The 12,663-nt window shown below is 48.5% G+C and carries 3 protein-coding genes; 2 read left to right on the top strand and 1 reads right to left on the bottom strand.

Going from position 1 to position 12,663, the window contains the following annotated elements; genetic code table 11:
* Positions 1 to 214 precede the first annotated feature (214 nt).
* Positions 215 to 9,475 (top strand): hypothetical protein, encoded by a 9,261-nt coding sequence (locus SPB21_RS24405; protein WP_499867898.1) that lies wholly within the window; start codon positions 215 to 217, stop codon positions 9,473 to 9,475.
* A gap of 94 nt (positions 9,476 to 9,569) precedes the next feature.
* On the opposite strand, the gene SPB21_RS24410 is transcribed toward SPB21_RS24405, so the two are convergent.
* The gene (locus SPB21_RS24410) at positions 9,570 to 10,607 is read right to left on the bottom strand and encodes a DMT family transporter (protein ID WP_499867899.1); all 1,038 of its coding nucleotides are present in this window, start codon (positions 10,605 to 10,607) and stop codon (positions 9,570 to 9,572) included.
* 367 nt (positions 10,608 to 10,974) lie between these two features.
* Between SPB21_RS24410 and SPB21_RS24415 the strand changes: the two genes are divergently transcribed.
* On the top strand, positions 10,975 to 12,624 hold the full coding sequence (locus tag SPB21_RS24415) for an ABC transporter substrate-binding protein (RefSeq protein WP_499867900.1): 1,650 nt from the start codon (positions 10,975 to 10,977) through the stop codon (positions 12,622 to 12,624).
* The last annotated feature ends 39 nt before the right edge of the window (positions 12,625 to 12,663 follow it).

A 12,663-nucleotide genomic window follows, 5' to 3' on the forward strand; every position in this document is an offset into this window, starting at 1 on the left:
GTTACCTAAAGACAATTTCAGAATGCTTGTTTAATTTAGGCATTCTGAAATTGCCGTTGCTGAGCTACAGGATGAACTAGTCTGTTAGAAACGCCGTATATCAATATCTTACAGATAAAATCATACCGAGGATCAGCAACGCCATTCCTGTTAGAGTTTCAAATTAACCTCCAAGGTTTATGTCACATCAGTTGAGGCACTGCAAGTACGTCTTATGAGTTCATCCTTAACTAAACAGACAACAGTCAGCTTTGGCTTTGTGGCAGAACTGACGGCAGGGGGCGAAACTGTCAACCTTCAGCTGGAAAACACACAAGAAGGAGGAACGTCTGTATTTCGTGGCGGCATGCTGCCAGGGCAGCGATTATTGCTAGTGGCGCTGTTACAGAAAATAATTCCTGAGCTGCCACCGTTAGATTCCATGAGCGGGTTAGCCATTACTGAGCTAACGTTGGAGGCTCGCCCTACGCTTGAAACCTATGCTTTTAGCCTGGGCTTGGCAGATGTCTGGGCTGTAGAAATTCCCACGAACGATCCTAGTGCTCCTTTAAACTTCAGCATTGATCGGATACTCATTGCTCTCAAACAATCACCCCAAGAGAAATCCTTCTTTCTACAAGGAGATTTTAGCCTTTTTGGTGGCCAGTTTTCTGTCTTGGTGAGCCGCATTGTGACAACGGCTACCAGTTCAGGAGAGTGGATCTTTTTAGCACGGGCTGAGCGTATTCAGTTAGCATCGCTGGTTAATAAACTATTAGGTGCAGGAAACTTAACATCAGATTTTGAACTTGAGAATTTAAGTATCGATTTACTTGAGTTAGAACTTGCTCAAAAGAAAGTTGGCACCATTACCCAATCTCGGTATCGCTTTCTAGGGGCAATCGATTGGGCTTTTACTATTGCTAGTGAGCCTTTTGTTGTCGGAGCCAGTGCTGAGATTAAAAACTATAGAGAAGATGTCAGGGCTGGCAAAACTGTTAAAACAATTACTGATAAAGCTAGCGGTAAAGTAGCTGGGCTGATTGAGCTGTTTGATAAGACATTAACAGCGTCCATCTTTTATGGATTTTCGCTAACTGAAAAGCGAGTTGGATTTGAGATTACATTTAAATCATTTACGCTGACGGGACGCTACAGCAATACTAACAATATAGAAAAAATTGACTTCAGTTTTTCCGGGATAGTCAATATTGGCGATATTATTAGCTATGTTGTTAATCTCTTTGATCCAAGTTTAGAAGATTTTGAGCTAGACGCTCCTTGGGATGTCTTAGGTAAAGAGAGTATTGATTTCAGTAAGCTGAGGGTTAGCATCAATCTCACCAATAAGCAGTTTACCTTTAGCTATGCTGAAAGTCTGAATCTAGGTCTCTTCAAAATTTCAAATCTGAGCCTCTCCTATGGTGAAACTTCCCGAGGATCTAAACAATACCGTTCTCGCATTAGTCTAGATCTGACAATTCCTGGTCAGCCGCGTCAACAGGTTGGTTGGGATCCAGTCAATGAGAACCCACCTAATATTCCGGGTAAAGGTATCCAGGTCTTTGACTTACAGTTTTTAGCCGTTGGCCAACGGGTGACTTTTCATCCTAATATTGTGTCGCAAGCCCGCAACATCACCCAAGTCATGACGGTGCTGCGACAAACTATGGGGGTGTTGCCCCCGGCCAAACGTCGTGGCAATCCATTGCAAGCCTTGCAAGCCCAGTTACCCTCACCTGCCCCGGTTAGCATTGACCCGACGGCAACGATCACGATTCCTGAGGGTAGCAGTCCGATTCAATTTGACCCCAACAGCGGCATTTTGTTGGGGGCGCAATTCTCCATCATGGACACCATAGATATGAGTGTGATCTTTAATGATCCACTGATCTATGGACTTCGCATTAGTCTCTATGGTGCTAAGGCAAAGCTATTTGCAGGGCTGCAGTTTGAGATTCTCTATCGGCGTGTTAGTGATACGGTGGGTGTATACCATCTAGAGTTGGCTTTGCCAGATGCCATGCGCCAGTTTGATGTGGGCGCAGTGTCAGTAACGCTGCCGATTGTGGTGGTGGATATCTACACCAATGGAGACTTTGCCCTGGATTTTGGTTTCCCCTGGAAAGGAGACTTTTCTCGATCCTTTGCTATTCAAGGGTTTGCCGGTCCTTTCCCTGTACTAGGGGCCGGTGGTTTCTACTTTGCTAAGCTGAGTGCGGAGACAGCGACCAGTACCCCTGCGATTGTCAATGGTACCTTTAGCCCGGTGTATGAGTTTGGTCTGGGTCTGAAGATTGGTCTGGGCCGCACCTTCAACAAAGGGATTCTCAAGGCTGAAATTAGTATCACGGTTCAAGGCGTCATTCAAGGCGTAGTTGCCCGGTTTAACCCCAGTGAAGCGAATGTTGCCAGTGATGATTACTTCAAGATTCAGGGAGGTGTCTCCCTGGTGGGGCGTCTCTATGGCGTTGTTGATTTTGGAGTAATTAGTGTTGACGTAGAAGTGGTGCTGCGGGCAACAGTCTTATTTGTGGTAGAAGCCTATCAGCCAACCCAGCTAGCTCTGGAGGCTGAGGTTTCAGTACGGGCTTCTATCAAGATTGCGTTTGTGCGTATCCGGTTCTCGTTTAGGGTGACCGTACGTCAGTCCTTTACCCTGGGCTCTGCTAAACCCACTCCCTGGAAGCTGGGTTCACCAACCACCAGCTCGACCAATGCCATTGGCGCTACCAGCCGTCGAGCGGCTCGCTTCGCTCCAGCGGCCTTCAGTATGCCAGTTGCGTTGGAAACGGCAGCTTTTGAGGCTGCGGCCTTTGAGTCGGTAGAATCAACGACTGCTGAACCATCAGACTTAACAACGTTGGATATGTCAGCGTTGCCTGTTGACTCGGTGTCAGCATCAACAGTGCCAGACGCTCTGGTCTCAGAGTCAGTTGTATCAGCCGCAGTAGAGGCTGAATTATCCTTTACTACATTAGATGCGGATACCTCAGGCGCTTCTACCGCTGAGACTTGGCTGCCGGTGAAGCTATCGTTGCCTGATGGTTTGCCTGCTGATCAAACGGATAGCGATCGCATCCGCATCGACCTATATTTTCAACCCGGTTTCACCCAGGTTGGCGGGCAGGTGAAAGGGGTTGCCCTATTATTTATTGAAAACTCGGTACGCCATGATGACCCAGAGCAGATAGGTGATGCTGCAGCAACTGTTAACACCGACTTTGATGAGCTAGTGAAGGCGCTGCTGAGATGGACGCTTCACAGCTATCGCCGCATCAGTTCCACGGATCAGCCACTTACCTTGGTAGATTGGCAAACTCTCTATGATCGCTTCACAACAGAATTTGCAACAGCCAATAATTTGCCTGCGTTCTTGCGTCAGCTCTATCAATTCTTAGAGACCAATTTTGTCTTTGATATTTCTGATCGCACGCTCAACGACCTGCAACAGAATCAAGAGCTAAGTGGCACTTTCTTCCCCATGGTGCCGTTAATAAGCATGGCCTTAGATCAGCAATCGCCCATTGATTTCCAGGTAGATAGTTTTAAGCGCAGCCTGGATGATCTGCAAAAAATTAAGGACTACTTTAAGCAACTACAGGTACGTCCCGGTAGCGCTGTTGAAAATTCGGCAATTGGCGGCAGCCCATCGGACCCCGTCACTTCAGGAACAGAGCTTCTTTCGTTAACAGATTATCTGTTTGCAGATTATTTCTTGCTCTTGATTCGTTCTGGTCTACAGAGTGCCATTGACTATTTAGAAGACCTAGAAGACCAAGCCGAGTTTTCCGCACCTTCCATAGAAACAGTCTTATCGACTTTGAATAGCAATGGCGCATTTAACCATCTATCGGGTACCGCGTCTCGTTATTTTCTCCATGGACTACGATTACCCACACCCACAGCCGCACCCATGACAGCCTGGGCAACAAATCCTCTATATGAGGCAACGGGGCAGCAGTTTGATGTGTCGATTACCACTCAGACCGTTGGTGTGGGAGATGATGCCAGAGAAGTGACTACGGTCAACTTGGATCAAATTGTACTGAGTAAACCCGCTACCTTGAACTGGATACGGTTTATTGACTATGACCGTGCCAATCTGAATAATCCACCTACTCGCAATGCAGCATCACTGGTCTATGGATTAACGACTGAACAGAAAAATGACTTACTAGCCCTGCAGACAGCGACTCCTAATCTAGATCATCAGTCAACAACATCGCCTCTGCTGCCTTTCTATCGATCTGTAGAACGTCAATATACCCTACGTCAGCGGAGCCCAATGACAGTAGGCGAGTTGCGAGAATTACCGTCAGATTTGCGGGCCTATCTAGCCGATCCGTTGACCTATAGGCAAGGTTTATTACCTGACTCTGCTCCTCTATCAACTATCCCCTTCATTCTGGCCGATGCGACAGACAAAACAGCCACTCCGCTACCACGCGATAGGGTCAAGTGGTCAACCAAGGTGAAGGTAACCGTACGTCGCCTGGCAGGAGATAACATTTATCAGCTAGAAGGCACTGATGAAGTGGGGAAAGATTTGCTGGAAGCAATTCGGGTCACAGGGGCATCTCCCAGCCTCGATTTGTTTTATCTAGACGCTGACACGGCGCAACTCGTGCAACCGACTCGTGATGTGTTGTTATTAAAAGCTAATCTTTCCACCCGCAGTCAAGCGGCGGGAACAAGTTCAACAGCTAGAAGCTTCAGTACAGCGTCAACGAGAACCACCTATCAAGCCACCTTACCTGCGAACAGTGACAGTGATGGCGCTGACTTTTTACAAATTCTGTGGGAATGCAGCACGGTTAATTCAGGGGGCTATTACCTGGTTTATGGACCTTTGGGTGCCGCTGGGCTACCAGAAAACTTGTTTACAGATGGGGTAACAGCGGATTTGGTGTTGGTGATCCGTGTGACGGGTTTCACACAAGAGGCTGCTCGTTTCCACAACTGTGTGGACATTACCGCCGCCCAATCAGTAGATTTGTTGGCCATCCGTAATGATGAGCACGATCCCATACCGGTATTGCAAATACCCGCAGGTCATTTAGGGATACAGCTGACACGTCCGAATGTGTCAGTGCAACCCAATAATGGTACTGCCAATGATGAATTGGAAAATCTCTACCAGCTCTTGGGCTATCGATTATTAGAACAACCGGGACAATTTGTGGCAACACCGGAGGCATTACCCATTGGCCCCAGTGATGATCCTGAAGATGCCAACCACCCATGGCAATATGAACGGGTGCTGCCAGTCTATACCCTGTCTACTGATCAGGGCGGGACTGCCAATCCGTCACTGCCATCTCCTGAGATGAATCCCTATCGAGGTGTCTCAGCCCAGGCAGTGGTACAACCACAGTTAGAGTGGCGCGATCTCTATGGCAACATTTTCAAACAGTTTAAATTCACTGAGTTGCCTGTCCGTTATTTTGATCCACTGTTGGGGCTGAATCAGTGGCCATCGCTAGTGGAACGTTATCGATTTAAGGCGGTTTCTCAGCAAAAAGCTCGCCTGGATTTATCGCTACAGCTAGACTCTAGTCCTTATATTTCCACCCCCGGTAATTTGTTTGAAGAGGTCAGGCGCAAGACGATCGCAGCGCGTGAGACCTACCAACAGATTTACTATCAGATTCATCAAGCTGATGTGACAGCAACAGCGGCAACGTCTGTGCTACTACAAGGTACAAATGTTGTTCAAAAATCTGTGGATAAAGCAGTGCTGACCAGCTTTGTGGAGATGGCTTATGGCTATCTCATTACTTTGGAAAGCTTGACGCTGCAGTCCCACAATGTCAGTGCCAATGAAACCTTTGCAACTGTGGCTAACACGTTCCGATTGTCAGTAGATGATTTAGCCGAAGAAAATCAGCAGCTGAGCGGCTTGTGGACAGCAGGTACTCGATTAGAGATTCCCGTCGAGCGCGATATTGTTGTTAACGATAGTCTTCGGAAAATTGCACAAGAGGCTCTAAAAGCTGAGGCACTGCTGCGAGATTTTGATAATGTGATCGAGATCGCAACCGCTCCCCTGCCCAACATTACTGAAGCGGCCACTGCTGCCAAAGTGGTTCAAATTGCCCAACGTCATCGCGATACACCGGGTTTAGTCCGAGACGGTCTGTCGATTAGTAGCCAGGCCAACACCTATGAAACCCTGCCAGGAGATACGCTAGCAGAAATTGCGGGTGCTCTTGGTATCACCGTTGAGGCCTTGATCCCGATTTTAGAGGCCAAGGGTGATTATCTCGATGATCAGGTTATCCTTGCCGTACCCCTGACGTATGACTGGCGAAGCACCGACTCATTAGCCCACGCCCGAGACAAAGTCCAAGCTGTCTTTAAGAATACAACGCTCAATATTGGCTTAGATGCGGTTCTGCTAACAGTGACGGACATTGCTCTGGCCACAAATGCTTTCTTAGAGGCAACAACAACGCTGACGATTCCTGCACAACTCATCCTTGCTCCCAATGCGTCTGTATCAACTAGTGGCTCAATCACTGAGCCCACCCTGGACGCAGTTGTGCGTAACCTGCAGCCATCCCCCAGCACCCATCGGCAGATTGATCTAGCGGCATTCGTCACGACCAACCAGACATTATCCGGGTTAATTCAGCCTGGGCAGTCGCTATTACCAGCTTTCCAATCATGGTCTGTCTTGGTTGAGAATACGACTCCTGAACTTCAGACCTATGTGCAGCCGTTTCTGAATGCGGCCTTGCAGCCATTTCACAGCCAGTCTAATGTGCCAGTAACCCGTGACCATGAGACGTTCCACAGTCTCACACAGCTGTTTGAGCAGGTGCGAGTATCCTTGGTGGCAGCCTTGGCGAGTGCCCCTGACCCCGCAAATGCCCAGCTTAAAACTCAGGTGCAGCAGCTGAGAGAACGGTTAGATCGCACTGTGTCTCTGGCGGAGGTTGCGATCGCAATTCAAACCCTTCCCATTCTCCAAATAGGTGCCCCATTCATTAAGCCGCCTTACATCCAACAAATTCCCATAACGCTAGATTTACCCACGGATAACAATACTGTTATCTATCCCGAGAAGCTAATCTTTCCAGTCACTGTCAACGTGACTCTGCAACGGGATGATAATTTAGTTGCCAATGACCTACCTGACCGTACCCTGGTGCAGCGGTCCACCGCCTATCTATCTCCCCATACCATCAATGGTGATACCCGGTCAGCCTCTCTTCAAGGATTTGCCCAAGATTTCCAAGCCGCATTTTCTGGTTTGCGTCTTGCCACCAGCGATAACCGTAACCCCGGCTTCCCTGGCGATCCCAATAATGCCAGCAGTCAATCAATTTGGGCCGTGCGTCTAGGCCAGGGAGGACTCACTTATACAATTCAGCCTCTGAATCTAGACCAACAGACTTTACCTGCTGGCGAAGACCGCAATCCTCTATTCTTTGCTCCTGCCCCGTTGGCCAATACCCTGATGGCGGGCACCGTTGATCTCAAAATCAGTACAGAGGCAGACCGGAACCGTGCCGATTATCAGCCTGATAACAAACGCTTTGATGCCATTGACTTGAACCTGTTGGGGCAAAGCTGTTTGCAAGCAGTGGAAGACTTTTTAGCACCCGAAGTGTCTGTCCCAGCGGTTCGTTTAGGCAATACGGTTGCGGACAACGTTGATGGGATTTTAGCTGCCAAAGAGACATTGGCGGATGCTATCAGTGCTCAAGTTGTTTCTCTATTACAGCCATCACGCCCCGATAATGATGCACGTCAACGCCGTGCTGCTGAGGCTCTCAACCAAGAGCTACGTATTAATTTAGCAGAGGCCTATGCCATTGAAACCATTGTCCAGTACGGTGTATCTGTGAAAAATGATTTGCCCGATGATGGGGATTTCCCAGTGCGTTTAGCCGGGCAGCCCACGTTGATAAGTGCCCGTGATGCGACTACCCAAGCCGAGATTACCGATCTCTCCACCCTCGATTTTACCCTGTCTCCAGCTAAAGTCTCTTTAGAAGAAACAACCTATCTGACGTTTTTCTTTAATACTCACAATCCTGAAAAGTATGAAGATATTGAACTCAATCTGACGTTCAACCGTAATGAGTTGGAATACAACATAAAAACTGTTCCCGGTATAGCAGGGTATCAGTCGTCTGATTGGCTCAGCTTTATTGAACCCGATGAGCCGGATACCCTTGGTCATGTCCAGATTCCAATTCCTCTACGTACCTATCCCATCCCACCATCTCTGGTGTTGCAACAGGCTGAGTTAGATCCGGATGCCATCGGCAATGAGTTAGCGAAAGTGCGTGAATGGCAGTATGTCTATACCTATGAGCACTTGGATGTGGCTCAGGATAGTCTAGAAAGTGATGTGCGCTATAACCTGCAAGGGTTACCTAGTCCGGCACAGTTAGGTTTACCAGAGGACAGTAGTGAAGAGACTTTATTTGATGCGTTGGTGCGGTTTAATCAGAAATATCCAGCCCTTAAAGCTACATTTGAAAAGCTCGCTGAAGCTGATACCTCTGCAAAATTGACAGCATTAGCCGAAGAGACAACTCAAGCAGTGGATGACTTTACTAAATTAGTGGGCCAGGTGGCTGTTACTTGGAGAGAGTGGCAGCCCGTACAGCGCAGCATTGTGGCAACAGGTGTGGACTACACCATTAATGAAGAAGAGCCTCCGGTACCTGTTGGTCAACCTGCCATCAAGGAGATGACCATTGTGGCACCTGATACAGCGCTATTGCCCCAGGTCCTGCTGCCAGGCTATCGACAGCTTGATGACTCACCTCAACGGCAAGACTCTGCGCCTGGTTTCCAGAACCAGCTCTATCGGTTTGAAGAAAAATCACCGGAGGAAGCCGCCCTCGATCCGGTCTATGGAGAATCCTCGATTCCTGATCGCACCCTGATCATTCAGGATCGCGATATTTTAGCCCAGCAAAATGCCTGGAGCGGTATCTGGCTAACCCGTAACCGTCAACTGGTGCCCTATGCTCAAACTAATCCTGTCTTTGTGTTCCAGACGCCCCAGGTACGCTTTAGTAACTGGGTGACACCGCTGTTGGTGAATAATCGTCCTTGGAACATTGCGGACCTCTCGGATACGCCCGAACAGCCGGTGTTGACTCATTTGCAGCGGTTATTTGAGACGGTGCTACCGGATTCAGCCCCCCAGCCCTATGGTTTGCGGCTAGATTGTCGCTACAGCTTTGCCATGGTGACGGTGGGGGATGAGCAGCTGTTTTCGGCAGTGCCGGTGTTGTTGACGCCGAGGGTTGCGATCGCAAAAAATACAACAATCACCTCACAACTAGTCACAGACCTCGCCACCGAAATCGAACGCTGGCGACAGGATAACCGCCCTGTTGAAGATCAAGGACGCTATCAGTTCACATTGAATCTGTTCTCAGGCATTGATGATGATGCCACCTTGCCGCTGTTGAAGATTGAGGACCTGTATGTGCAACAGATAGATATTCAATGGCCTTCACCATAGTGCATGGATATCGTGCATGGGTTAGGTAGGGGTTGGTCTATCGTGCATGGGTTAGGTAGGGGTTGGCCTTGTGCTTGCCTGGGGGCGAACGTGCTTAAACGCCTTTGAATCCACCAGATTCGCTCATTTCCTTAGTGCTGGGTCGCTGAGAAGGACGCATTATATTTAATCGCTGTACGCCAATTTGGTTTAATCCAATGCCGCACAGAATGACACCACCTCCCAAGTACTGTCCAAGGGTGGGCACCTCACCTAGCAGGATAAATGCAGACAGAATGCCTACAATCGGATTAAATGCAGTGGCAAATGAGACCTCGCTGGCCGTACTACGTTTCAGACCGTTAAACCAAAATGACTGACCCGCCACAACAATGATAGCGGCATAGAACAGCATCCACTGCCACAAAAAAGGTGAACCTACATCCATAAAATGCTCAGGACCGTAGAGAACCACGGTGGCTCCAAAGAAGAAAACAGTTCCAACAAACATTCTAAAAACGCTGAAAATTCCCAATGGAATCTCACGCAGACTAATTTTGCTGATCAGGTTTGCCACGGCTTTGATCACAGCGGCTATCAATGTAAACAGAGCGCCACGGCCTAAAACCATGCCCATGCCCATGGAAACCATTTCAGTGCCAGCAGGCTGAATCAATACGGTTAGAGCAACCCCAATAAAAGAAACAACGGCTCCAGCAACCACCCATTTATTCACCCGATCGCCCAACACCCAAACCGATAATGCCAGCACCAGCGGTGTATCAATCTGACTGATAAGAATCACATTGTTAACCGGAGTAATCTCGAGTGCCGTAAAGATAAGCGTTGGTACAATGGCTGCTCCTAAGATTGCGACGACAGCCATGGAGAGCCAGTCTTGCCAATTAATTTTTTGCAATGCTGGTTTCCGCCACTCCCGACCATAGGTAATGGCTAACAGAATGAGGGCGCATAAATTACCAACGAACAATACATTGCAAAATGAGATCGGGTTACGTTCATCAATTAGGTTCATCGCCCCCAGTTCAGTCAGCTTGCGAGTGACTGCATTGGCCGCACCAAAGATGGCAATGGCCATGAGAAGATAAACCCTTCCTGAGGGTTGAAAGCCTAATTTACTTGTGGTCTGCATGGAAGAGGCTCCTAGCCATAGTGGGTCAGTAATGCTGCTAGGTCGAATCTTGACTAGTTGGCCGATAGGCTCAAATCAAAGCAGTTCCCTTGAAAAGGAATTATCAGCGCTTATTAAAGGTTGAGTAAGTAAGACGTTCAGGTTGAAGCTGCGAGCGGTCTAGCTTGATGTTCATTTTATAAGACCAGCGTTATTTCGCAAGCGTCTAATCCCTGCAATATCAGTAATAATCGCGTCTTGAGTCACCTACTTAATTGCTTGCGACCTCTGAGAATGGTACAACTAGCACCCATGGGCCACGTGTTTGTGTCTGCTATTAAGGCCAGGGATAGACAACTGTGGTCGGCTAGCGTATCGGAGATCCTCTATGTCGGTTCAGTTTTTGAGTGAGCGTGGTTGGCCAAGACCACTGCGCTCACTGGGTTACTACATTGGCCTTTTTAGCCTATGTCTGATTATGGCCGTTGCCTGTGGAGGTAATGGTGGTGAGCAAGCAGCTGGTCCCACCACTTCAGATGGCCGTGTTGCTATGGGGACTACCCTGAAGGCCCGTACCCTGGATCCTGCCGATGCCTATGAAATTTTCCCTGGCATTCTGCTTTATAACCTGGGGGATCGTCTCTACACCTACGCCCCAGGCACCACCACCCTAGAACCTCAGCTGGCGACAGATATGCCCACCGTCAGCGACGATGCCCTGACCTATACGGTTCCTCTGCGAGAAGGGGTGACGCTGCACGATGGCTCTGCCTTTAATGCAGAAGTGATGGCGTTTTCCATTCAGCGTTTTATGGATAATGGCGGTCGTCCCGCGTTCTTGCTGTCAGAAAAAATTGATACGGTCGAAGCGACTGGTGAATACGAACTGACGATGACCCTTAAGCAGCCCTTTGCGGCGTTTACATCGCTGCTGACATTTTGGGGGGTGACGCCTGTACCGCTAGAAACCTACACCATTGGGGATGGTCAGTTTAAGCCGGAAGAATTTATTGGCTCTGGTCCCTATAAGCTGGCTTCCTTTAGTAGTGATGTGATTAAGCTAGATGCCAATCCAGATTATTGGGGAACAGCACCGGGTAACGAGGGCATTGATATTCAGATTTTCACAAGCCCAGCCAATCTCTACAATACTTTTCGCTCCGGCGGTTTGGATGTGGCTTATCAAACACTGGATCCCGACCAAATTGCAGCCTTAGAACGAGAAGCAGGACAGGGTGGCTGGAATGTGATTGAGGCGGGGTCAACCGTCGTTAACTATATGTCGCTGAACCAAAAGATTGCGCCTTTTGATGATTTGAATGTGCGCAAAGCGGTGGCCGCTATGATTGACCGTAATCTCATTAACGACCGCGCTTTTCAAGGCCAGGCAGAGCCTCTTTATAGCTTGATCCCCAAGAGTTTTGACGTACATGAGCCGGTGTTTGAAACCGCCTATGGCGATGGTAACTATGAGCAGGCGAAGGTATTTCTTGAAGAGGCGGGGATTACGGCGGCGAATCCGCTTGAATTTGAGATTTGGTATCCAACTGCTTCTACCACCCGTAGTGTGGTGGCTAACACCTTAAAAGAAGCGATTGAGTCTAATTTGCCAGGGCTGGTGACTGTGCAAGTGAGTACGGCTGAGTCAGCGACGCTGTGGGAAAACGTGGAGAAAGGGGTTTATCCCAGTGTCTTATCTAACTGGTATCCAGACTATTTTGACCCGGATAATTTTGTGCAGCCTTTTCTCAGCTGTAATGAGGGGTCTGAAGAAACGCTCTGTGAAAAAGGTGCAACCCAGGGGAACGGCTCGTTTTATTACAGTACTAGGACCAACGATCTGCTGGCTAAGCAACGTGCAGAGCAGGATGAATCGGTTCGTAGTGACGTATTTAAAGACTTACAGCAGGTGATGGTAGAGGATGTGCCTTATATTCCACTCTGGCAAAACAAAGATTATGTCTTTGCTGCGTCAGGTGTGGATGGTGTGGCGATCGAGCCAAACCAGCAATTTTTGCTATGGCAAATCAACAAATAAATGGTTTTGGCGAATTCTTGTGTAGGGGTGTTCCATGGA

The sequence above is a fragment of the Leptothoe sp. ISB3NOV94-8A genome (genome assembly GCF_043421595.1).
In the GTDB taxonomy this organism is placed as follows: domain Bacteria; phylum Cyanobacteriota; class Cyanobacteriia; order Phormidesmidales; family Phormidesmidaceae; genus Leptothoe; species Leptothoe turfae.